Source organism: Arthrobacter sp. AG367, from assembly GCF_007828995.1.
Classification (GTDB): domain Bacteria; phylum Actinomycetota; class Actinomycetes; order Actinomycetales; family Micrococcaceae; genus Arthrobacter.
Window position 1 is genome coordinate 484393 of the sequence record NZ_VIVE01000002.1, and the last position, 21175, is coordinate 505567.

Annotated in this window: 20 protein-coding genes; 16 read left to right on the forward strand and 4 right to left on the reverse strand. The window is 67.8% G+C overall.

Translation table 11 applies throughout. From position 1 onward, the window contains the following. Window positions 1–86: 86 nt before the first annotated feature. Window positions 87–995, reverse strand: a complete 909-nt coding sequence (gene pucL, locus FB478_RS09325; RefSeq protein ID WP_018769698.1) for a factor-independent urate hydroxylase — start codon at window positions 993–995, stop codon at window positions 87–89. Window positions 996–1366: 371 nt separating this feature from the next. Between pucL and FB478_RS21115 the strand changes: the two genes are divergently transcribed. Further along, entirely contained in the window at window positions 1367–1537 is a 171-nt protein-coding gene (locus FB478_RS21115) for a hypothetical protein (RefSeq protein ID WP_018769699.1), read from the forward strand. 30 nt (window positions 1538–1567) lie between these two features. On the opposite strand, the gene ligD is transcribed toward FB478_RS21115, so the two are convergent. Both ligD and FB478_RS09335 read right to left on the reverse strand, forming a co-directional pair. Further along, window positions 1568–2812: a non-homologous end-joining DNA ligase gene (gene ligD, locus FB478_RS09330; protein WP_056391399.1), complete on the reverse strand. Its 1245-nt coding sequence runs from the start codon at window positions 2810–2812 to the stop codon at window positions 1568–1570. Window positions 2813–2843: 31 nt separating this feature from the next. After that, complete coding sequence (locus FB478_RS09335) at window positions 2844–4214, reverse strand: 8-oxoguanine deaminase (RefSeq protein ID WP_018769701.1); 1371 nt, start codon at window positions 4212–4214, stop codon at window positions 2844–2846. 401 nt (window positions 4215–4615) lie between these two features. On the opposite strand from FB478_RS09335, the gene FB478_RS09340 reads away from it, so the two are divergent. From FB478_RS09340 to FB478_RS09395, 12 genes are all read left to right on the forward strand, one after another. Then, a complete protein-coding gene (locus tag FB478_RS09340; protein WP_018769702.1) occupies window positions 4616–5110 on the forward strand; it encodes a nucleoside deaminase in 495 nt (164 codons plus the stop codon). Window positions 5111–5119: 9 nt separating this feature from the next. Next, window positions 5120–6661 carry an NCS2 family permease gene (locus FB478_RS09345; protein WP_056391396.1) on the forward strand — a complete coding sequence of 514 codons (1542 nt, stop codon included), beginning with the start codon at window positions 5120–5122 and terminating at the stop codon, window positions 6659–6661. A gap of 99 nt (window positions 6662–6760) precedes the next feature. Further along, the gene (locus tag FB478_RS09350; protein WP_144600257.1) at window positions 6761–7978 is read left to right on the forward strand and encodes an XdhC family protein; all 1218 of its coding nucleotides are present in this window, start codon (window positions 6761–6763) and stop codon (window positions 7976–7978) included. Further along, complete coding sequence (locus tag FB478_RS09355) at window positions 7969–8904, forward strand: FAD binding domain-containing protein (protein ID WP_144600258.1); 936 nt, start codon at window positions 7969–7971, stop codon at window positions 8902–8904. The genes FB478_RS09350 and FB478_RS09355 overlap by 10 nt, the downstream gene beginning before the upstream one ends. A gap of 2 nt (window positions 8905–8906) precedes the next feature. Further along, a complete protein-coding gene (locus tag FB478_RS09360; protein WP_144600259.1) occupies window positions 8907–11750 on the forward strand; it encodes a molybdopterin-dependent oxidoreductase in 2844 nt (947 codons plus the stop codon). A 98-nt stretch (window positions 11751–11848) separates the two neighbouring features. Next, complete coding sequence (locus tag FB478_RS09365) at window positions 11849–12829, forward strand: aldo/keto reductase (RefSeq protein ID WP_144600260.1); 981 nt, start codon at window positions 11849–11851, stop codon at window positions 12827–12829. A 43-nt stretch (window positions 12830–12872) separates the two neighbouring features. Further along, window positions 12873–13613, forward strand: coding sequence for a HEAT repeat domain-containing protein (locus tag FB478_RS09370; RefSeq protein ID WP_144600261.1), 741 nt, complete (start codon window positions 12873–12875; stop codon window positions 13611–13613). Beyond that, the gene (locus tag FB478_RS09375; protein WP_056391385.1) at window positions 13610–14260 is read left to right on the forward strand and encodes a uracil-DNA glycosylase; all 651 of its coding nucleotides are present in this window, start codon (window positions 13610–13612) and stop codon (window positions 14258–14260) included. The genes FB478_RS09370 and FB478_RS09375 overlap by 4 nt, the downstream gene beginning before the upstream one ends. Before the next feature lie 49 nt (window positions 14261–14309). Next, on the forward strand, window positions 14310–15812 hold the full coding sequence (locus FB478_RS09380) for an HNH endonuclease signature motif containing protein (RefSeq protein WP_144600262.1): 1503 nt from the start codon (window positions 14310–14312) through the stop codon (window positions 15810–15812). Between the two features lie 265 nt (window positions 15813–16077). Next, window positions 16078–17118, forward strand: a complete 1041-nt coding sequence (locus tag FB478_RS09385) for a zinc-binding alcohol dehydrogenase (protein ID WP_144600263.1) — start codon at window positions 16078–16080, stop codon at window positions 17116–17118. Between the two features lie 2 nt (window positions 17119–17120). After that, window positions 17121–17516, forward strand: a complete 396-nt coding sequence (locus FB478_RS09390) for a 6-carboxytetrahydropterin synthase (protein WP_018771245.1) — start codon at window positions 17121–17123, stop codon at window positions 17514–17516. Between the two features lie 2 nt (window positions 17517–17518). Continuing rightward, the gene (locus FB478_RS09395) at window positions 17519–18622 is read left to right on the forward strand and encodes a glycosyltransferase family 4 protein (RefSeq protein WP_144600264.1); all 1104 of its coding nucleotides are present in this window, start codon (window positions 17519–17521) and stop codon (window positions 18620–18622) included. On the opposite strand, the gene tadA is transcribed toward FB478_RS09395, so the two are convergent. Next, on the reverse strand, window positions 18619–19125 hold the full coding sequence (gene tadA, locus FB478_RS09400) for a tRNA adenosine(34) deaminase TadA (protein ID WP_144600265.1): 507 nt from the start codon (window positions 19123–19125) through the stop codon (window positions 18619–18621). The two genes, FB478_RS09395 and tadA, sit on opposite strands and share 4 nt — an antisense overlap. A 55-nt stretch (window positions 19126–19180) precedes the next feature. Here tadA and FB478_RS09405 point away from each other — a divergent pair, with 55 nt between their 5' ends. The 3 genes from FB478_RS09405 (at window position 19181) to FB478_RS09415 (ending at window position 21119) form a co-directional block, all read left to right on the forward strand. Further along, on the forward strand, window positions 19181–19984 hold the full coding sequence (locus FB478_RS09405) for a phosphatase PAP2 family protein (RefSeq protein ID WP_043425400.1): 804 nt from the start codon (window positions 19181–19183) through the stop codon (window positions 19982–19984). 12 nt (window positions 19985–19996) lie between these two features. Beyond that, the gene (gene upp, locus FB478_RS09410; RefSeq protein WP_018771241.1) at window positions 19997–20632 is read left to right on the forward strand and encodes a uracil phosphoribosyltransferase; all 636 of its coding nucleotides are present in this window, start codon (window positions 19997–19999) and stop codon (window positions 20630–20632) included. Window positions 20633–20693: 61 nt separating this feature from the next. Further along, the gene (locus FB478_RS09415; RefSeq protein ID WP_056389305.1) at window positions 20694–21119 is read left to right on the forward strand and encodes a VOC family protein; all 426 of its coding nucleotides are present in this window, start codon (window positions 20694–20696) and stop codon (window positions 21117–21119) included. Window positions 21120–21175 lie beyond the last annotated feature (56 nt).

Sequence of the window (21175 nt, forward strand, 5' to 3'; positions counted from 1 at the left end):
TCTGGCTAACAGGTGAAGCTGTGGGGTGGCCTCGACGGGCCCAGCCGCCAATGGTGGTTGGGCCCGTCGAAACCTGTTGCCGTGCTTTAGCAGAAGCCGGCGATACCCGACCAGGCGGCCGGGGCCGCCGCAGCGTCCTCGCGCTGGACGGTGGCCTCGATCAGGCCGTACGGGCGGTCGGCCGCGTAGAAGACCTCATTGGGGTTGTCCAGGCCGAATGGGGAAAGGTCCACCAGGAAGTGGTGCTTGTTGGGCATGGAGAACTTGATCTCGTCGATTTCGCTGTGCGCCTCCAGGACCTTGGCGCCCATGTCGAACAGGGTCTGCTGCAGTGCATGGGAGTACTTTTCCGTGAAGCCTTCGAGCAGGAGGCCCTTGACGTCGTCGTAGCTCTTGTTGAAGTCCAGCGCGCTGAAATCGGTGCCGGTCTTGAAGCGCCAGCGGGCCGAAACGTCCGTTGCAAGGATGCGGTCGGTGGTCTCGGGAAGCGTGGTGTAGCGGTCCCGGGGGTAGCCGACAAAGCCGGACTGGGTGGACTTGAGGACGGTGAGGTCCTTCAGCCCGGAAATCAGGTGGCTGGTGGCCCCGTCACGGACCAGGACGGCGGTCCGGACTTCCTGGCCGTTGCGGACGAACGAGTGGTCGTGTTCGCTGCCGTGGGCCTGGATCCGGTTCCATGCGTAGGACTCGGCTTCCCAGCGGCCCCCGGTGACCCAGTCGAAGCTGGACGTGAAGTGCTCGCCGAGGCGCAGCAGGAACGCTTCCGGCGAGCCGATGCCCTCACGGGCGAAAGCGTAGATGGTGTTTTTCTGGGTGTCCGTGGCCACCACGTGGGCGTTGTCGCCCTCAAGGTGGGCCGCGGCAAAGTCGCCCCGCAGCTGCGAGGTGACGTTCAGGTCCTCGATCTCGTGGCGGTTGGTGTCGCGGGTGATCTTGACGACGCGCACTTCTGCCTTGCCGTACTGGTTTTCGCCGAGGATGATCTTGCTGCTCATGGTCTTTTCCCAACTTCCGGTAAGTGGAACCTAGGTTCCATCACTGAAATTAAGCGCGCATTTCATGCGCGTTTCCGATGGAGCCGACCCAACAAAAAAGAGCCGGCATCCGTTGATGCCAGCTCATTACGACCCTGCCTGCTGCTCCCAGGTTACGTGACGTGCGCCACGAGTTGCCTAACAGCGTACCTCCGCAAACCGGTGGTGTACATCACAAGGCCAAAAATCATTTTATGACTGCCGTATGCCCAGCCGGCCCCGGAGCACCATTGACGGAACCGTTGACGTCAAGCTGCTCCACTACCTACACTTTTCATATAGCAATAAATAAATTCCGAGATACGGAAACGCTATAGGAACAGGAGGAGCAGATGAACCCCCAGGAACAGAACCAGGTTGTGGAATTCCCGGCGCCGGGCCAGGAGTTGTACCTGCCCTTCGGAGCCAGTGATCCCGACTTCTACATTCCGGCCGACCACGAGCGGCGGTCCGGAGGCTTTTCACGCTGGCTCCGCGCCCTTCCGGTGTTCGGGCGCCGCTGACCCCGGCCGCCGCTGACCCCTGGCCGGGCGTCAGGAGCCGGGGCCTCCGGGCCACTGCTTGCCCGCCCAGGGGTCGTAGTCCGCGACGAGTTCCTCCTGGGGCGGGCGGTCCGCCTCGGGTACATGCTGCAGGTTTACCCGCACCCGGTACCAGAGCGAGCTGGATCCACGCATCCCGTCCACAAGGACATCGGCGGGCTGAAGGGCCGCCACGACTCCGGCGTGCCGGGACCTCCATTCATCGAGCGCGGCGAGCGCCTCGGGCTTGGTCCTGGTCCGGGCCACTTCGATGAGCGGCATCACCGACTGCCGGCGTCCGGATCCGTTGCCGCCGCGCGGTGCCTTCTCTGCGGGACCCAGTTTTTCGGCAAGGGCCAGGAGGCCATCGAGCCTGCCCACCGCGCCGTCAATACCCGCATGCGGATCGCCGATCTCGGCGAACCGCTCCAGGACGGTGGGCACCGTGAACTGTTCCGGCCTGGCGGTGCGCACCTCTTCCCAGGTAAGCGGCGCCGAGACCCGGGCATCGGGCAGCGGCCTGACTGAATAGGCGGAGGCCACGGTGCGGTCCTTGGCGTTCTGGTTGAAGTCCACGAACACGCTCTCGCCGCGCTCCTCCTTCCACCACCGTGCCGTGGCGAGTCCGGGAGCGCGGTTTTCCACCTCCCGGGCCAGGGTTTCCGCAGCGAGCCGGACATCGCGGTAGGACCACTCCGGGGCAATGCGCACCAGGATGTGCAGCCCCCGCGAACCGCTGGTCTTCGGCCACCCCTCCATGCCCACGTCCGCCAGGACCTCCTGCGCCACGTAGGCCACGTCCACGATCTGCGGCCAGTCCACTCCCGGCATGGGGTCCAGGTCCACGCGGAGTTCGTCCGGGTGTTCCAGGTCCTCTGCCCGGACCGGGTGCGGGTTCAGGTCAAGGCAGCCGAGGTTGATCACCCAGGCCAGGCCGGCCGCATCGCGGATCACTGCCTCCTCCGCCGAGGTCCCGGACGCGTAATGCAGCGTGGTGGTGTCAATAAAGGGCGGGTGGTTTTCCGGGACGCGCTTCTGGAAGAACGGCTCCGCGTCGATCCCCTTGGGAAACCGCTTGAGCACCATCGGCCGCCCTCCCGCACCCCGCAGCGCTCCGTCCGCCACAGCCAGGTAATAGCGCACGAGGTCAAGCTTGGTCAGCCCCGGCTGGGGGAATACCACCTTGTCCGGGCTGGAGATCCGGACCTCAACACCCTCGATATCCAGGACTTCGGCCGGCGTCTTTGACGGAGTCATGCCGCCACGGTAGCAGCGGCCAGTATCCCTGTCAGCCGTTTATCAGGCGTCGTGCCGCGGCGGAGTGCTCCGCGATGAGCCCCGCCACGTCCAATCCCGGAACCTGGCCGTCCACCACACGCCACTGGCCGCCGACCATCACCCGGTCCGCCCGGTCCGCGGCGCACAGGAGGAGGGCGGCCACGGGATCGTGGCTGCCGGAGAAACGCAGGTCGTCGAGCCGGAAGAGTGCCAGGTCCGCCTGCATCCCGGGTGCCAGCTGGCCCAGTCCGGTTCTGCCCAGGACCGCGGCGGATCCGCGGGTGGCCCAGCCCAGGGCCCGTTCCACCGGTACGTCGGCCCCGTACCGCAGCCGCTGGAGGTAGAGGGCCTGCCGCGCTTCCAGGATCATGTTGGAGGCGTCATTGGATGCCGAACCGTCAACGCCCAGCCCCACCGGAACTCCGGCGTCTTCCAGTTCCAGGACCCGGGCGGTGCCTGACGCCAGACGCATATTGGAGGTGGGGCAATGCGCCACCGCGGTCCCCGCGGCACCCAGCCGGGCGATCTCCGCGTCGCTGAAATGGATGCCGTGGCCCAGCCAGGTGCGGTCCGTCAACCAGCCGACGCTGTCCAGGTAGTCCACCGTCCGCAGCCCGAACATCTCCCGGCAGAAGTCCTCCTCGTCGAGGGTTTCTGCCAGGTGGGTGTGCAGCCGGACGTCCAGCCGCCCGGCGAGGGCCGCGCTTTCGGCCATGATCTCCTTGGTTACCGAGAACGGGGAGCACGGCGCCAGCGCAATCTGGATCACCGCGTCATCGCCGCGCTCGTGGTACCGGCCCACCAGGCGCTCGCTGTCCGCCAGCACCACTTCCGGGGCCTGCACGGTGGACTGCGGCGGCAGGCCGCCGTCGTCCGTTCCCAGCGTCATGGACCCGCGGGTGAGGGTGGCCCGCATGCCCAGCCGGCGCACCGCCTCCACTTCAATGTCAATGGCGTCCTCAAGGCCCGCGGGAAAAAGGTAGTGGTGGTCGGCAGCGGTGGTGCAGCCCGAGAGCAGCAGTTCGGCAAGGGCCACCGTGGTGGCCAGTTCCAGGTCTTTCGGCGTCAGCCGGGCCCACACCGGATAAAGGTTCTGCAGCCACGGGAACAGCGGGGCGTTGGCCACCGGACCCCAGGCCCGGGTGAGGGTTTGGTAGAAGTGGTGGTGCGTGTTGACCAGGCCCGGCAGCAGGACGTGGCTGCCGGCGTCGAACGTTTCGGTGCAGGGCGCGGCCGGCTTCTGCCCCGCTGCCAGGACTTCTTCAATCACTCCGCCGTTGACCACCACGCCACCCGAGGCGTCAAGAGTGTTGGCGGTGAAGGCGGCCAGGGGGCTCCGGATCCACAGGCGGGAGGCGGGCGCTGGATGGGGCTGGGGCATGGGATGTCCTGTTCTGGGCGCAGTGGCAGTTGTTCCAGCTCAGTGAGGCCCTGTCTGCTGATCCAGGTGCCCGCCACCTGCAGGCAGGACGGGTGGGATCAGACTAGGAAAACGCCTCCACCTGCGTCAATGGACGTGATTGTCACTGCGTGGCGGCATCCGCCGTGAAGGCGTCGAAACATGGATTTCACATTGCGAAATTAAATTTCCAGAAAACTATGGCGCAGCCCACAAAGCGGTGCTAATCTCGATTCTGCCAAAGGCGGGCGCCCCTCCTCGGGGAAGCTATCTACCAGGCGCAACTTAACCTTCACAGCACATGCTGAAGCCTGGTAACCGTTCGCACCTGGTTCTACTGGTACTGCACGGCATCAGGCTTCCCGGCAAAAGGAAGTCGCATCATGAGTACCACCGTCACGGCCGAACAATTTCTGGCCCGCTCCATCCGGCTGGCAACGGCCAACGTCCTTAACAGCGGAGGCCCGTTCGGCGCCATGATCGTCACGGCGGACGGCCAAACGTTCGACGGCGTCAACCGTGTCACAGCGGACAACGATCCCACCGCCCACGCCGAAGTCACCGCCATCCGCACCGCCTGCCGCGAACTGGGCACCTTCGACCTCAGCGGCGCAGTCCTGTACACCAGCTGCGAGCCATGCCCCATGTGCCTGGCGTCCGCACTTTGGGCCCGGGTGGGCCGCGTGGTCTACGCCGCGGACCGCCACGACGCCGCCTCCGTCGGCTTTGACGACGCCGTCTTCTACGAATACTTCGAAAACCAGGACAGGGACTCCCTGATGCCGGTATCCAAACTGGAGCTGGGCGATCCCCAGGCCCCGGCACCACTGGAGCCGTTCAACACCTGGAACACGCTCGAATCCAGGATCGACTACTAGGCGGCTGGGATGACCATCCTGGACCATTCCCACGAGGAGCATCCGGCTCCAACCACCAGCACCTCCCGGCGGGCGCCGCGCACTTCGGCACAGGGACCGCACGTCCCGCTGCCGCCGGCCCCGGAATCCTTCCTGGACCGCTTCTTCCAGGTCACCCGGCGCGGCTCAACCCTTGCCCGCGAATTCCGCGGGGGCCTGGTCACCTTCTTCACAATGGCGTACATCGTCATCCTGAACCCCCTCATCCTCGGCGGGTTCAGCGCGGACAACGCCCCCACCGACGTCGCCGGGGGCTGGCTATCCGCAGCCCAGGTGGGTGCCGTCACCGGCCTCACCGCCGGCGTCATGACCATCCTCTTTGGCCTCATCGCCAACCTGCCCTTCGGACTTGCCGCCGGCCTGGGCATCAACTCCTTCCTGGCCGTCTCGGTGATCCAGGAAGTCACCTGGCCCGAGGCCATGGGCCTGGTGGTGATCAACGGCATCCTGATCGTCCTCTTCGGCGTCACCGGCGCCCGGACCGCCATCTTCCGGGCAGTGCCCAAGGAACTGAAGGCCGCCATCACCGTGGGCATCGGCCTGTTCATCGCCTTCATCGGCTTCGTGGACTCTGGCTTCGTCCGGCCCACGGCAGGCGGTCCGCCGGTCCAACTGGGCGACGGCGGCTCCATCACCTCGGTACCCACGCTCGTCTTCGTCATCGGCCTCCTTGCCATGGGCATCCTCGTGGCACGCAAGGTCCAGGGCGGCCTGCTCATCGGCATCGTCGGCACCACCGTGCTGGCCGCCGTCGTGGAAGCCGTCCTGAAGCTTGGCCCGGCCAGCGCCACCAACCCCGGCGGCTGGCACCTGAACACCCCCGTCCTGTCCGGCCGGCTGGTCTCGGCACCGGACCTCGGTTTGGTGGGGCAGTTCGACCTGTTCGGCTCGTTCGCCCGGATCGGCGGCCTGGCCGCCACCATGCTGGTGTTCACGCTGGTGTTCACCAACTTCTTCGACGCCATGGGAACCATGACCGGCCTGGCCAGGAGCGCCGGCGTCGCCCACAAGGACGGCACGTTCCCGCGGCTGAAGGCGGCCTTCATCGTGGAAGGCTTCGGCGCCGTGGCGGGCGGGGCAACCTCCGGTTCCTCCAACACCGTGTACATCGACTCCGCCGCCGGCATCGGCGAAGGGGCACGGACCGGCCTGGCCTCAGTGGTCACCGGCGTGCTGTTCCTCGGCTCGATGTTCCTCACCCCGCTCACCAGCGTGGTGCCGCTCGAGGTCGCGGCCGCCGCCCTGGTGGTGGTGGGGGCGATGATGATGGCGCAGATCCGGGAGATCAAGTTCACCAAGTTCACCGTGGCCCTGCCGGCATTCCTGACCATCGTCACCATGCCGCTGACCTACTCGATCGCCAACGGCATCGGTGTTGGCTTCGTGAGCTGGGCCGTCATCGGGGCTGCGTCAGGCAAGGCGAAGAAAATCCATCCGCTGATGTGGGTGGTGAGCATCGGGTTCCTGGTGTACTTCGCCCGCGGTCCGATCAACCACCTGCTCGGCGGCTGAGCTTGCCCCAGCCACACCGGGGGCCGGGCCAACCCTTGGCCCGGCCCCTGCCAGGACCGACAATGGACACCACCGCCGCGCGGAAGAAGGAGTGCCGCCATGCTTGACCTGATCCCTTCGCTGGGCCCGTGGCTGCACCGGCTTGCAGACGGGCAGTTCGCCGTTGCCACCATCGTGGCGGCGTCGGGTTCCGTGCCCCGGCCGGTGGGAACATCCATGCTGGTCACCGAATCCGGCGAGGTGCTGGGCAGCCTCTCCGGCGGCTGCGTGGAAGGCGCCGTGGTGGTGCTCGCCCAGGAGGCAATGGACGACGGCGGCCCGCGCCTTGAGTCCTACGGGTTCAGTGCCGCCGACGCCTTCGCCGCGGGGCTCACCTGCGGGGGACGGCTGGACATCCACATCCAGCCGGTGCCCGCCGCGGTTCCGGGCGAACCCGCCCATCCGCTGCGCACTGCCCTGCTGCAACTCGCCGAACCCGGCCCGGACCAATCCATGGCCCTGGTACGGCTGCTGGGCAGCCCGGGAGGCGCCGCCGTCGTACTGCACCATCCCGCCACGGCCGGCGTGGCCGCATCCCCGGAGCTGTCCTTCCTCCAGGGGGAGACGGCACTGCAGGTGGAGGCCATCCTGCGCCTCGGTGGCACCGGCCTGGTCAGTATTCCCGGGGCAGGGGACTGTCTGCCAGACCGGACAGGGCAGCCTATGGACGGGTCCGCCGTCCTCGTGGAGTCGCGGCTGGCCCCGCCGCGGATGCTGGTGTTCGGCGCCAACGACTTCGGCGCGGCACTGGTACCGGCTGCGAAGCTGCTGGGCTACCACGTGACCCTGGTTGATGCCCGGCCCGCCTTCGCCAGGCAGCCCCGTTTTGCCGCCGCCGACCAGGTAGTGGCCGAGTGGCCGCACCGGTACCTGGCGGCGGAAGCGGCTGCGGGCAGGACGGACCACCGCACCGTGGCCGCCGTCCTGACCCATGATCCGAAGTTCGACATCCCGTTGCTGGAAGCCGCGCTGGCCCTGGACCTCGCCTACGTTGGCGCCATGGGCTCCCGCCGGAGCCACCTCCAGCGGGTGGGCGAACTCCTCAGCGCGGGTGTCCCGCCGGAGCGGATCGCCCAGCTGCACTCACCCATCGGGCTGGATCTTGGTGCCGCCACCCCCGCCGAAGTGGCGGTGTCCATCACCGCGGAAATCATCGCAGCCCGCAACCGCGCCGCCAGTTGCCTGCCGCTGCGTGAAACCTCCGGCACCATCCACCCCCACCCCGCGCCCACGCCGGCGCCTACAGACTCTGACAAGCAGGAGATCGCATGGACATGAACACCATTGAGGCGGTGGTCCGCACCACCGACCCCGCGGAATGGCGCGACGGCGACGCCTGGCTTGCCGGCGGGACGGTCCTTTTCTCCTACGGCAGCTACGCCTTCGGGCCCCAGCCGCTCAAACGGCTCCTGGACCTCGGCGCCGCAGGCTGGACGCCGATCACCGTCACCGACGACGGGATCGAGCTTGCCGCCACCTGCACCATCGCCGGGCTGTACAGCCTTCCCGGGCTTCCGGATGTGTCGGACCGCGGCTGGCGGGCGCTGGACCTGGTCCGGGCATGCTGTGACTCCTTCGTGGCTTCCTTCAAGGTGTGGAACATGTCCACCGTGGGCGGCAACCTCTGCACCTCGCTGCCCGCCGGGCCCGTCATTTCGCTTTGCGCCGGACTGGACGGCACAGCCACCCTCATCGCACCGGATGGCGGCAGCCGCACCCTTCCGGTGGCGGACTTCATCACCGGCGACGCGAAAAACGCCCTGGCACCCGGTGAGCTGCTTCGCAGCGTCCACCTCCCGGCGTCGGCCCTTTCCGCCCGCGTGGCGTTCCGCCGCCTGTCCCTGAGCAACCTGGGCCGGTCCGGCGTGCTGCTCATTGGAAGGCTCGACGGCGGCACCTCCCTGGTGCTGACCGTCACCGCCGCCACCAAGCGGCCCGTGCAGCTGCGCTTCGACGCGCTGCCGGACGCGGACCGGCTGGCGGCCGGACTCGATGACCATATTCCGGCGGAGCTCTACCACGACGACATCCACGGGCTGCCCGCCTGGCGCCGCGACATGACGTACCGGCTGGCCGAGGAAATCCGGGCCGAGCTGGCAGCGCCACAGGGAACGCCGGGACTGGCTGTGTCCGGGGACTTCTGGCCGCCCCGGACCGGCGGGATGCCGGGCTCCGGGCCCACAACTCTTTCGAAAGGGGCCTGAGCATGGCCATCGAGATTAACGGAATTTCCGCGGACGCGGCACCCCGTCCCGGGCAGTGCCTGCGCACGTTCCTGCGGGAGCAGGGAAACCTGGGGGTAAAGAAAGGCTGTGACGGCGGCGACTGCGGTGCCTGCACGGTGCACGTGGACGGCACCCCGGTCCACAGCTGCATCTACCCGGCTGTCCGGGCGGAGGGCCATGCCGTCACCACTATCGAGGGGCTCGCGGATGCCGGCGCCCACGACGGGCAGCTCCACCCGGTGCAGCAGCAGTTCCTGGAGCGCCAGGGCTTCCAGTGCGGCTTCTGCACGGCCGGCATGGTGATGACGGCCGCCACCTTCACAGATGAACAGAAGGAGAACCTGCCCCGGAACCTCAAAGGCAACCTCTGCCGGTGCACCGGCTACCGTGCCATCGCGGATGCCGTCTGCGGGGACGCCGGGCACCCGGATCCCCAGGGGCCGGGCTCCGGCATCGCAGGGGACGGGCAGCCGGTTCCGGAGCCGGGCCGGCTGGGCGATGACGTCCCGGCGCCGGCCAGCCGCGCGGTGGTCACGGGCGCTGCCCGGTACACCCTGGACGTGCCGCCGGAGCAGCTGAGGGAACAGCTGCAGGGGCTGCTGCACCTGAAGGTCCTGCGTTCGCCGCACGCCCACGCGCGGGTGGTGTCCATCGACAAGTCCGCGGCACTAAGGGTTCCAGGCGTGGTGGCTGTCTTCACCTCCGAAGACGCCCCGGAGCAGCTGTTCTCCACCGCCCAACATGAGCTGTACACGGACGACCCCGACGACACGCGGGTGCTCGATGACGTGGCGCGGTTCATCGGGCAGCGGGTTGCCGCCGTCGTGGCTGAATCGGTGGGCGCCGCGGAAGCCGGCGTCCGTGCCCTCCAGGTGGACTACGAGGAACTCCCGGCAGTCCTCTCACCGCAGGAAGCACTTCTGCCCGGCGCCCCGCTGGTCCACGGTGGCAAGGATGCTGCAGGCTCCCGGATCGCCCGGCCTGATCGGAACGTGGTGGCGGAGCTCCACTCGGAGCTGGGCAGCGTGGCCGACGGTTTCGCTGCCGCCGACTTCATCCACGAAAAGACCTACCAAACCCAGCGGGTCCAGCACGTGGCACTGGAAACCCATGCAGCCATCGCCTCGGTGGACGCTGAAGGACGGCTGCAGGTGCGCACCTCCAGCCAGGTCCCCTTCCTGGTCCGCCGCACCCTGTGCCGGATCTTCGGCCTGGAAGAGGACAAGGTGCATGTGGTGGCCGGCCGCGTGGGCGGCGGGTTCGGCGGCAAGCAGGAAGTGCTCACCGAGGACCTCGTGGCGCTCGCGGCCCTCCAGCTCGGCCGGCCCGTCCAGCTGGAACTGACCCGCACCGAACAGTTCACCGCCACCACCACCCGGCACCCCTTCACCATCAAGCTGAAGGCCGGAGCCAGCAAGGACGGGAAGCTGACGGCCCTGGAGCTGGACGTGGTGACCAACACCGGCGCCTACGGAAACCACGGCCCCGGCGTCATGTTCCACGGCTGCGGCGAATCGCTGGCGGTCTACAACTGCGCCAACAAGAAGGTGGACGCGCATTCTGTGTACACCAACACCGTGCCGTCCGGAGCTTTCCGCGGGTACGGGCTGAGCCAGATGATCTTCGCCGTCGAGTCCGCCATGGATGAGCTCGCCGCCGGGATCGGCATGGACCCGTTCGAGTTCCGCCGCCGGAACATGGTCCGGGAAGGGGACCACATGCTGTCCACCCAGCCGGACCCGGAAGAGGACGTCCATTACGGCAGCTACGGGCTGGACCAATGCCTGGACCTGGTCAGGGACGCGCTGGACCGCGGCCGCGAACGCTACCGGCAGGCCCGCCTTGAGGACCTGGGGCCTGACTGGATGGTGGGCGAAGGCACGGCCCTGTCCATGATCGACACCGTGCCGCCGCGCGGCCACTTTGCCCATTCAAGGCTCCGGCTCCTGCCGGACGGAACGTACCAGGCCGACGTCGGGACCGCCGAGTTCGGGAACGGCACCACCACGGTGCACGCCCAGCTTGCCGCTACCGCCCTCTCCACGGAAGCGTCCAGGGTGGCGGTGCGGCAATCGGACACGGACCTGGTGGAGCACGATACCGGCGCCTTCGGCTCGGCCGGCACCGTAGTGGCCGGCAAGGCCACCCTCGCCGCAGCAGAGGAACTGGCCGTCCGGATCCGTGCATTCGCCGCCGGCATCCGGCAGACCCAGGCGTCCGCCTGCGTCCTTGAGGACGACGTCCTGGTGGTCGACGGGACTCCCGTGGCACTGTCTGAACTGGCCCAGGCCGCGGAGAGTGCCGGCGTCGAACTCGCCGCCGAGGGGCGCTGGGGCGGGACTCCGCGCTCCGTCGCATTCAATGTGCACGGCTTCCGGGTGGCGGTGAACCGCGGCACCGGCGAGCTGAAGATCCTGCAAAGCGTGCAGGCGGCCGACGCCGGCGTGGTGGTCAACCCGCGGCAGTGCCGCGGCCAGATCGAAGGTGGGATCGCCCAGGCCCTTGGCGCCACGCTCTACGAGGAGGTGGTGGTGGACGACGCCGGGAAGGTCACCACGGACATCCTGCGGCAGTACCACATCCCTACTTTTGCGGACGTGCCGCGCAGCGAGGTGTACTTCGCGGACACCAACGACAAGATGGGGCCGCTGGGGGCCAAGTCGATGAGCGAAAGCCCCTTCAACCCGGTGGCGCCGGCGCTGGCCAACGCCATCCGCAACGCCACGGGCGTGCGCTTCGCGTCGCTGCCAATTGCCCGGGACCGCATCTACCTGGGGCTGAAGGAGGCGGGGCTGGTGCCCAAGCTCGAGCACGCCCAATCATAACCCCGGGGCCGTGCCCGCACCGTGCGTGCGGAAGGCCCAAAAGGTGCTCGCAGCGGGGCAACCTGACTGCGGGTTGCATCGTTGCATATAGTCAGGGGATGGAACAGCGGATTTTAGGCAAGACCGGACGGAACGTCTCCATCGTGGGGCTCGGCACCTGGCAGCTCGGCGCGGACTGGGGCAACGTGGACCCGGCACAGGCGCAGGCCATCCTCGCCGCCTCCGTGGAGGCCGGGGTCACCCTCTTCGACACCGCAGACGTGTATGGCGACGGCAAGAGTGAGCAGGCTATCGGGAAGTTCCTGGCGGACAACCCGGGCCTCGGCGTCACGGTGGCCACCAAGATGGGCCGCCGGATGGAACAGCGGCCGGAAAACTACACGCTGGCCAATTTCCGCCAATGGGTGGACCGCTCAAGGAAAAACCTGGGCACGGACACCCTGGACCTGGTCCAGCTGCACTGCCCGCCCACCCCGGTCTACAGCAACAACGAGGTCTACGACGCCCTGGACACCCTTGTGGGCGAAGGCGCCATCCGTAACTACGGCGTCAGCGTGGAGCGGACGGACGAGGCCCTCGAAGCCATCCGCCACGAGGGAACTGCCTCGGTGCAGATCATCCTGAACGCCTTCCGGCTCAAGCCGCTGGACGAGGTGCTTCCGGCCGCCAAAGCGGCCGGGGTGGGCATCATCGCCCGCGTGCCGCTGGCGTCCGGCCTGCTGTCCGGGAAGTACTCGAAAGAGACCACCTTCGCGGAGAACGACCACCGGAACTACAACCGCAAGGGCGAGGCGTTCGACGTTGGCGAGACTTTCTCCGGCGTGGACTACGAACTGGGCCTGAAGGCCGTGGCGGAGTTCGAACAGCTGGTGCCGGAGGGCGCCACCACCGCGCAGGCGGCCATTGCGTGGATTGCCGCGCAGGACGGCGTCACCTCGGTGATCCCCGGCGCGCGCAACGTGGATCAGGCCAGGGCCAACGCCGCCGCGGCCACGGTCAGCATCAGCGAAGAGTTCGACGCCGGCGTCCGCTGGATCTACGACCACTACTTCCGTGAGGCCATCCACCCCCGCTGGTAGGCAGCTCCAACGGCAGCACCTGTGGGCGGCAGGGAGTTGAACGATGACCAAGACGTCGGACTACCGGGCGGTCCTGGAAGCGCTGCCGTCGGCGCAATGGGAGGCGTACCTCCGCGCCGAGTCAGGATTGCCGGGGCCGCGCGGCAACCTTGAACTGGTTGCGGCGTTCGCCGACGTGGCGGATCCCGGCCTGATCCGACGGCTCGTTGACAGTCCGGACGAGTACCTTGCCATGTGCGCTGCTGTCGGCCTCGGCCGCCTGCTTGCCGCGGGTGACCAGCGCGCCGCGGAAACACTAAGGGTCTTGGCGGAGGACGGGCGCTGGCGGGTTCGTGAAGGTGTTGCCATGGCCCTGCAGCGGCTGGGAGACGCGGACATGCGGGCACTGTGGGCATTGGCCAGGGAATGGGTGGACGGGAAGCCCCTGGTCCAACGTGCCCTTGCAGCCGGGGTCTGCGAACCACGGCTGCTCCGCGTACCGGAAGATGCAGCCAAGGCAGTGGAAACCCTCGACCGGATCACGGCGTCGGTCGAAGGAACCGGCCCGGAATCGCGGAAGCTGGATCAATTCCGCGTGCTGCGCCAGGGGCTCGGCTATTGCTGGAGCGTTGCCGCGGCCGCTTCCCCTGCCCTGGGCTTCGCGCGGCTGGAGCGGTGGGCAGCCAGCCAGGACAAGGATGTCCGCTGGATCGTGCGCGAAAACCTTCGGAAAGCCCGGCTGTCCCGCGCGGACGCACCGGCAGCGGAACGCGTTGCGGCGGTCCTGGACCACTCCGGCGGATGACAGCGCCAGCAATTCAAGCCTTCGTTGAGCGGCTGGCCGCCGTCGAGGCCGGGCCGGCCTGCAACAACTTCTTCAACCGTTCCGTCCCGGCGAATGAGCTGCGCCGGCGCAACCTTGAGATCTACCTGCAGGAAATGCTGGACCGGCGGCCCAGGGTACTGCTGGTGGGTGAGGCCCCGGGCTTTAGGGGCATGCGGATCACGGGCGTGCCCTTCACCAACAGGACCATCATCGAAGGTCCCGTCAACAGGTTTGGACTCTTCGGCCCCGGCAAAGGCTATGTGCTGCCGCCGGACGCCGCGGGAATAGCCGCCGAACCTACTGCAACGGTGCTGTGGCAAGTCCTCGAAGAAGTGGACATCGTACCGCTGCTCTGGAGTGCTTTCCCCTGGCACCCCCACCAGCCCGGCAAGCCCTTGTCCAACCGCACACCAAAACCCTCGGAAACCAAGCTCGGAACATCCTTCTGGCAGGAGCTCGCGGAGATCTTCGGGATCAGCTCCATCGTGGCAGTGGGAAATGTGGCCCAGCACAGCCTGCAGCGCAGCGGCCTGGCTGCCCCTAAGATCCGGCATCCTGCCCATGGCGGCCGGTCCGGCTTCAAGCGGGGACTCGAGGAGTTGCTTGAGGGAAGGCTGCAGGATTGACCTGACTCTTCACGGCCAGAATGTCGGACCCCCTTGCCATGATGGGTTTATGGGGAAAGCGGCGGTGGTGAGGGCGTTCGAGGAGATCCGTGCTGCCCTTGCTGTGCTTCAGGCTGAGGTGGATGGGGAGGGTCTGGAGGCGTTCGCGGATGCTGATGCGGTTTCTGATCCGCTGGCCGGTTTGGCGGATGGGTGCCTGGACATCCTCGCCGGGGCCCGGGAGGTCGAGGCGCGGGTTGCGGGGGTGAAGGCGAAGGCTGCGGTGGGGTACGCGGAGGCTGCGCATGCTGTGGCGGGGCCGGACGTGCCGGTGGTGGCGCAGGAGATGGCGGTCGCGGCGGAGATCGGGTGCGTGCTGGCCCTGGGTCCGCGGGCGGCGGCGTCGTTCCTGGCCACGTCCCACGCCCTGACCAGCAGCTTGCCGCGGACTTTGGAGGCGTTGCAGTCCGGGACCCTGTCGTGGCAGCACGCGATAGTGCTGGCCGACGAAACGGCGAGCCTTGATGCGGCGGGGGCGGCGGCGTTGGAGGCGCATTTCCTGGACCCTGAAGCACAGGATGCCGCCCGGGGCTGCCCGGTTGGGGAGCTGCCGGCGCACCGGTTCCGGGTCAAGGCCCGGACCTGGCGGGAACGCCACCACGCCGAATCGATGGAGAAGCGGCACGCCAGGGGTGTGGCGGAGCGGCGGGTGGAGTTCCGGCCGGACCGGGACGGGATGGCGTGGCTGGGCGCGTACCTGCCCGCGGACCAGGCCATGTCCGGGTGGAACCGGCTCACCGCTGCCGCACGGGGCCTGCAGGGGCCGGGCGAGGACAGGACCATGCCCCAGCTGCGCGCTGACAGTTTCACCGCAGCGATCCTCGGCAGCGGCAACACCCGGGGCGGCAGCACCAGTCTCACCAGTGCCAGTGCCACTGCCGGCGCCTTGGCTGCTGCGCGGCCGGGCGCCGGTGCCGGTGGCACTGACGGCGCCGGGCCGGGACGCTTGCCATCGGTCCGCGCCGAGGTCCTGGTTACGGTTCCGGTGTTCGCGCTGATGGGCCTGACCGATGAACCGGCGATGCTGGACGGGTATGGTCCGGTGCCGGCGTCGATGGCGCGGCGACTGGTCGCGGACGGGGCGGCCTCGTTTTACCGGGTGTTGGTGGACCCGCGGGACGGGGCGCCGTTGGAGATCGGCCGGAAGAGTTACCGGATTCCCAAGGCGATGCGGGCCTGGCTGCGGATGCGGGACGGGAAATGCCCGTTCCCGGGCTGCAGCAACACCTCCCTGGACACGGAGGCCGACCATCTCCTCGCCTGGCACCACGGCGGCACCACCGGCATCAGCAACCTGGGACAGCCCTGCCCGAAACACCACAGGCTCCGGCACACCACCGCCTGGAAACCCACCCCGGCCAGCACGAACGAACCACCCGGCTGGACCTCACCCACCGGCCGCCACTACACAAGCGAACACCAGGACTGGGAACCACCAAAGTGGCCACCCGGGTTCCTGCCCGGCGAACGAAGCCTCCTCGAAGAGGCACTGCTTAAACACCTCGGCGTCTAAGCCGAAGCTGCTGCACTGCCGCGTCTTCAGTCCGGTCCGCCCGCACAAGTTGCGGCACGTCCGCCCGGGCCCCTGCCCGTCCGCACATGTTCCGGCAGGTCCACGCCCCGCCGCCCTCTGCACCTGCACCTCCTGACGCCCTACCCGCCCCCAGCAAAGGCTCCTCAAGAAGGGCCGGCACGGACGCCGCCGCGCGGCACCAAACCCCGCCATCCGCCGTCGGACTTTCCCCGCCACCGCGCGTCCGGTTAGATTCATCAGCAAGATGACAAATTCACAGACTCCGATCCACGCAACCGCTTACTGGACCACCGCCAAGGAACACGGCGAGCTCAGAGCCGAAGAAGTGCCCGCGCCGGGGACGGGCGAAGCTTTGGTGCGTGCCCTGTACTCCGGCATCAGCAAGGGCACCGAAATGGTGGTCCACGCCGGAGCCGTGCCGCCACGTGTCGCGGAAGAGATGCGTGCCCCACGCCAGGAGGGAACGTTCCCAGGGCCGGTGAAATTCGGCTACCTCTCGGTGGGAGTCGTGGAGGAAGGTCCTGAGGAGTGGAAGGGCCGGCGCGTCTTTTGCCTGAATCCGCATCAGGACCTCTATGTGGTGCCGGTGACCTCTCTAACCAGGGTTCCCGACAGCGTTCCATCCCGGCGGGCGGTCCTCACCGGCACGGTGGAAACCGCGGTCAACGCCCTGTGGGAAGCCGGGCCTCGGCTGGGCGACCGGATTGCCGTTGTCGGAGCCGGCCTGGTGGGCGGCATGGTGGCTACGCTGCTGCGCACCTTCCCGTTGCAGCGCCTGCAGTTGGTGGACCTCGATCCGGGCAGGAAAAAGCTCGCGGACACCCTGGGCGTGGACTTCGCACACCCCGATGACGCCCTGGCGGACTGCGACATCGTGTTCCACTGCTCGGCCTCGCAGGAAGGCCTGGAGCGCAGCCTGCAGCTCGCCGGCGATGAAGGCGAAATCATCGAAATGTCCTGGTATGCCAACCGTGAGGTCACTGTGCCGCTCGGAGAGGACTTCCACGCCAGGCGGCTGTCCATCAGGGCGAGCCAGGTGGGCATGGTGGCGCGTTCCCGGCGCCACAGGCGCACCAATGCGGACCGCCTGGACCTGGCCGTGTCGCTGCTCAAGGACCCCGTCTTCGACGCGTTCCTGACGGGATCGTCCCGGTTCGAGGACCTGCCGAGCGTGGTCCAGAGCCTGGCGGACGGCAGCCTGGAAGCCCTGTGCCACGTCGTCGAATATCCTGCCGGCAGTCCCGCGCCCAGCCCAGCCACCCACAACCCCAAAGACTTGAGGTAACAATGTTCAGCCTGACCATCCGCCGCCACTTCATGATTGCCCACAGCCTTCCCCGTGAGGCTTTCGGCCCCGCCCAGGGCCTGCACGGTGCAACCTTCGTCGCCGAGGTGGCCTTCCGCCGTCGCGCCCTGAATGCCGACGCGATCGTCCTGGACATCGGCGCCGCCGGGACCATCATCGAGGAGGTGCTCGCCGGCCTGAACTACCGCAACCTGGACGAGCACCCGGACTTCGAGGGCAAGCTCAGCACCACGGAAGCCCTCGCCGAGTACATCGCCCGGAAGGTGGCTGCAGAGATCAAGGACAACGACGACGGCCGTGAACTCGCAGGACTGGAGGTCACCCTGCGCGAGAATCCTGACGCCTGGGCCACCTTTTCCCTGGACCTCACCGCGTAGCCATGCGTCCCATCCGGCTGCTGGTTCCCGGCAATATCCGCCACAGCTCAGGCGGCAACGTCTACAACGCGCGCCTGGTTGCGGGCCTGCAGGAACGGGGCGCGGAGGTGGAGGTGGTTGCCGTGGAGGGCAACTGGCCGGACGCCGGCGCCAAGGAACGACGCCGGCTGGGCACCCTCCTCGGAGCATGGGAACCTGAGGCACACCACGGGGACGCGGTGGCCATCGTGGACGGCCTGGTGGCGGTAGGTGCCCCGGATGAACTCGAATACGCCGCGAAGGCGGGCGGGGAAACATGGGTCCTGGTGCATATGCCCGTTGAGGAAAGCTCCGGGGCTGCGGCCCTGGAACGCGAAGCGAGAGCCCTCCGTGCGGCAACCGGCGTGATCTGCACCAGCACGTCGTCTGCATCCCTCCTCCTGGAAAGGGGGCTTTCCCGGGTCACCGTTGTCCTTCCCGGCGTCAACCCCGCACCCCTGGCCCAGGGATCCAGGCCGCCGCACGTGGCGGTCATCGCCGCGCTGCTGCCAAACAAGGACCAGCTGCTGTCCGTGCATGCCCTGGCCCGGATCCAGGACCTTGAATGGACTGCGTCGTTCGTGGGCTCCGAGCAGGCGGACCCGGACTACGCACGGGAGGTCCGGGCTGCCATTACTGCCCACGGGCTCCAGCGGCGGGTGCAGCTCACCGGCGAGCTCATTGGCGAAGCCCTGGAGGCCGAATGGGCGCGGACGGACCTGACCCTGCTGGTGTCGCGGCTGGAGGCTTTCGGTATGGCCGTCACCGAATCCCTGGCCCACGGCATTCCTGTTCTGGTCCGTGCCGGGACCGGGGCGGTGGAGGCGCTTGGCATGGGCGGGCTGGGAACGGCCGACGGCGAACCCCGCCTTCCGGGGGCAGTGCTTACCCTTCCAGACGGCGGACAGGAGAGTCCCGGCCGCCTGGCCAATGCACTGCGGGGTTGGCTGGTGGATGGAAAGACCCGGGAAAAATGGCGTTCAGCTGCGCTCGATGCGCGGACCAGGCTGCCGGGATGGAGCGAACCAGCGCAGGACGTGCTGGCCCTCCTGGAGGGACCCGGCGGACACGGGGAGCGGCAGGGCTAGAGGCTGCTCCGGTGGGCGGCGAAAAATTCGCGCAGCAGTAAAGCGCACTCTTCCCCGCGGACCCCGGGATACACCTCAACCCAGTGGTTCAGCCGGCGCTCGCGGAGGATATCGAATACCGATCCCGCAGCGCCGGCCTTCTCATCCCAGGCCCCGAACACAACCCGGGGAATCCTCGCCAGGACGATTGCGCCCGCACACATGGCGCAGGGTTCCAGGGTGACCACCAGCGTGCAGTCGGACAAGCGCCACCCGTCGCCCTGGCCGCCGCCGAGCCGTGCCCGTTCCTGCAGCCGTCCGGCCGCCTCCCTGATGGCCACCACCTCGGCGTGGGCTGTGGGGTCGCCCAGCTCCTCCCGCTGGTTGCGTCCCGAACCCAGAACGTCGCCGTCGGGCCCTATCACTACGGCGCCGATGGGCACGTCCTCCGTGTCGAGCGCACGGCGGGCCTCCGCCAGGGCAAGGCCCATCCAGGCCTCGTGTTTCTTTTCGGGCAAGGGCATGGCTCAATGATAGTTTCGGGGTTAGTCAGGTTACTTGCCGATGCCGGGAGGCACCATGGACACTCTTCGGGACCGATTGGGTATTTGGTTCAAACCCTATGCGGCGTTGATCCTCACCATCCTTGTGGGCGGTGTGGTCATCGTGTCCCTGGCGCTGCTTGGGGCAGAGGTCTACGACGATGTGGTGGACTCCGCTGGCCTGGCCAACCTGGACAAGCCTGCCCTTGCCTTTGCCGAAGGCCTCCGCAGCCCCGGCCTTGACTCCTTTGTCACCGGTTTCACCAACATCGGCGGCGGCATCGGGATGCCCATCCTGGCCAGCATCCTCACCGCGTGGTTGACCTTCCTGAGCCGGAACTGGCGTCCGCTGGTCCTGATCGGCGGTGCAGCGGCAGCGTCCGTCACCGCCACCACGTTCGGCAAGAAGCTGGTGGGCCGTACCCGGCCCGACCATGCGGACGCCGTCCCCCCTTACGAGGATTCGCCATCCTTCCCCAGCGGGCACACCCTGAACACCACCGTGGTGATCAGTCTGGTGATCTACCTCATCTGCCTTCAGTTCCACACCATGCGGGTCCGGGTTACCGCCATCACCGCCGGCTCGATCTTCATCATCGCCATGGGCCTGAGCCGGGTCTTCCTGGGCCACCACTGGCTCACGGACGTTATGGCCGGCTGGATCCTGGGCCTGGCCTGGGTGGCAATCGTTATCCTGGCCCACCGGCTGTTCCACCTGGTCCGAAGGCGCGAGCACGCAGGGGCAGCGCCGTCGTTCGACCGTCCCATCGTCCGGGACGTGGTGGCCGAGGAACTGCACGACGGCGAACACTCCGGACGCGGGAAGGGCAGCGCCGAGTGATAGTTTTGGGGGATGCGCACTCTCGTTGTTGACCACCCCCTGGTCGCCCACAAGCTCACTGTCCTGAGGGACAAGAACACGCCGTCGCCGGTCTTCCGCCAGCTGACGGAAGAGCTGGTGACCCTGCTGGCCTACGAAGCCACTCGGGAGGTCCGCACCGAGCCCGTCACCATCGAGACGCCCGTCAGCACCACCGTCGGCACCGCCTTCACCAAGCCCACCCCGCTGGTGGTTCCCATCCTGCGCGCCGGCCTGGGAATGCTGGAAGGCATGACCAAGCTGGTTCCCACCGCTGAAGTGGGTTTCCTGGGCATGGCCCGGGACGAGGAGACACTGGACATCATCACCTACGCGGAGCGCCTGCCGGAGGACCTCACCGGCCGCCAGGTTTTCGTCCTGGACCCCATGCTGGCCACGGGCGGAACCCTGCGCGAAGCCATCAAGTTCCTGTTCAAGCGCGGCGCTTCCGACGTCACCTGCATCTGCCTGCTGGCCGCCCCCGAGGGCCTGGCGCGGCTGGAGGAGGAACTGTCAGGGGCCAACGTGCACATCGTCCTGGCCTCCATCGACGAGAAGCTCAACGAGAAGTCCTACATTGTCCCCGGGCTGGGCGACGCCGGCGACCGCCTCTACGGCATCGCCGGGTAGCACTTCGGCCCTGTTTGAACGGGCTCTTTCCCAACGGGTGTCCCGCCGCTAGCCTGTGCAGATGGACTGGAAACTCGAGCTTGTCTTTGTCCCCGTATCCGACGTTGACCGTGCCAAGGACTTCTACGTCAACAAAGTGGGCTTTAACGCCGACTACGACGAGCGGCCGTCGGACTCCATCCGCTTTGTGCAGTTGACGCCGCCGGGCTCGGCCTGCTCCATCTGCATCGGCGAAGGACTCGTCGACGCCCCGCCCGGCACGGGCTCCAACCTGCAGATGGTGGTCGACGACATCAATGCGGCGCATGACCAGCTCAAGAGCAACGGCGTGGATGTCAGCGATGTGGACGTCCAGGACTGGGGCCACTTCGTGTACTTCGCCGATCCGGACGGAAACAAGTGGGCTGTCCAGTACATCCCGTGGCGGAACGCCGGGCAGGGCGCTGGCGGGAACACCGGACAGGACGCCGGACCGGGCGCTGGTTAACCAAAGCGGCGGGCCGCATCATGATGATGCGGCCCGCCGCTTTGGTGCAGTTCCCC

What these genes read in the sequence shown, in the direction of transcription:
- FB478_RS09390 (WP_018771245.1), top strand. Translation starts at nt 17,121, where the DNA reads ATGTTCAGCCTGACCATCCGCCGCCACTTCATGATTGCCCACAGCCTT.
- FB478_RS09415 (WP_056389305.1), top strand. Translation starts at nt 20,694, where the DNA reads ATGGACTGGAAACTCGAGCTTGTCTTTGTCCCCGTATCCGACGTTGAC.
- FB478_RS09370 (WP_144600261.1), top strand. Translation starts at nt 12,873, where the DNA reads ATGACCAAGACGTCGGACTACCGGGCGGTCCTGGAAGCGCTGCCGTCG.
- FB478_RS09360 (WP_144600259.1), top strand. Translation starts at nt 8,907, where the DNA reads ATGGCCATCGAGATTAACGGAATTTCCGCGGACGCGGCACCCCGTCCC.
- FB478_RS09335 (WP_018769701.1), bottom strand. Translation starts at nt 4,214, where the DNA reads ATGCCCCAGCCCCATCCAGCGCCCGCCTCCCGCCTGTGGATCCGGAGC.
- FB478_RS09375 (WP_056391385.1), top strand. Translation starts at nt 13,610, where the DNA reads ATGACAGCGCCAGCAATTCAAGCCTTCGTTGAGCGGCTGGCCGCCGTC.
- FB478_RS09355 (WP_144600258.1), top strand. Translation starts at nt 7,969, where the DNA reads ATGGACATGAACACCATTGAGGCGGTGGTCCGCACCACCGACCCCGCG.
- upp (WP_018771241.1), top strand. Translation starts at nt 19,997, where the DNA reads ATGCGCACTCTCGTTGTTGACCACCCCCTGGTCGCCCACAAGCTCACT.
- FB478_RS09395 (WP_144600264.1), top strand. Translation starts at nt 17,519, where the DNA reads ATGCGTCCCATCCGGCTGCTGGTTCCCGGCAATATCCGCCACAGCTCA.
- FB478_RS09350 (WP_144600257.1), top strand. Translation starts at nt 6,761, where the DNA reads ATGCTTGACCTGATCCCTTCGCTGGGCCCGTGGCTGCACCGGCTTGCA.
- FB478_RS09365 (WP_144600260.1), top strand. Translation starts at nt 11,849, where the DNA reads ATGGAACAGCGGATTTTAGGCAAGACCGGACGGAACGTCTCCATCGTG.
- FB478_RS09345 (WP_056391396.1), top strand. Translation starts at nt 5,120, where the DNA reads ATGACCATCCTGGACCATTCCCACGAGGAGCATCCGGCTCCAACCACC.
- pucL (WP_018769698.1), bottom strand. Translation starts at nt 995, where the DNA reads ATGAGCAGCAAGATCATCCTCGGCGAAAACCAGTACGGCAAGGCAGAA.
- FB478_RS09385 (WP_144600263.1), top strand. Translation starts at nt 16,078, where the DNA reads ATGACAAATTCACAGACTCCGATCCACGCAACCGCTTACTGGACCACC.
- FB478_RS21115 (WP_018769699.1), top strand. Translation starts at nt 1,367, where the DNA reads ATGAACCCCCAGGAACAGAACCAGGTTGTGGAATTCCCGGCGCCGGGC.
- FB478_RS09380 (WP_144600262.1), top strand. Translation starts at nt 14,310, where the DNA reads ATGGGGAAAGCGGCGGTGGTGAGGGCGTTCGAGGAGATCCGTGCTGCC.
- FB478_RS09405 (WP_043425400.1), top strand. Translation starts at nt 19,181, where the DNA reads ATGGACACTCTTCGGGACCGATTGGGTATTTGGTTCAAACCCTATGCG.
- tadA (WP_144600265.1), bottom strand. Translation starts at nt 19,125, where the DNA reads ATGCCCTTGCCCGAAAAGAAACACGAGGCCTGGATGGGCCTTGCCCTG.
- ligD (WP_056391399.1), bottom strand. Translation starts at nt 2,812, where the DNA reads ATGACTCCGTCAAAGACGCCGGCCGAAGTCCTGGATATCGAGGGTGTT.
- FB478_RS09340 (WP_018769702.1), top strand. Translation starts at nt 4,616, where the DNA reads ATGAGTACCACCGTCACGGCCGAACAATTTCTGGCCCGCTCCATCCGG.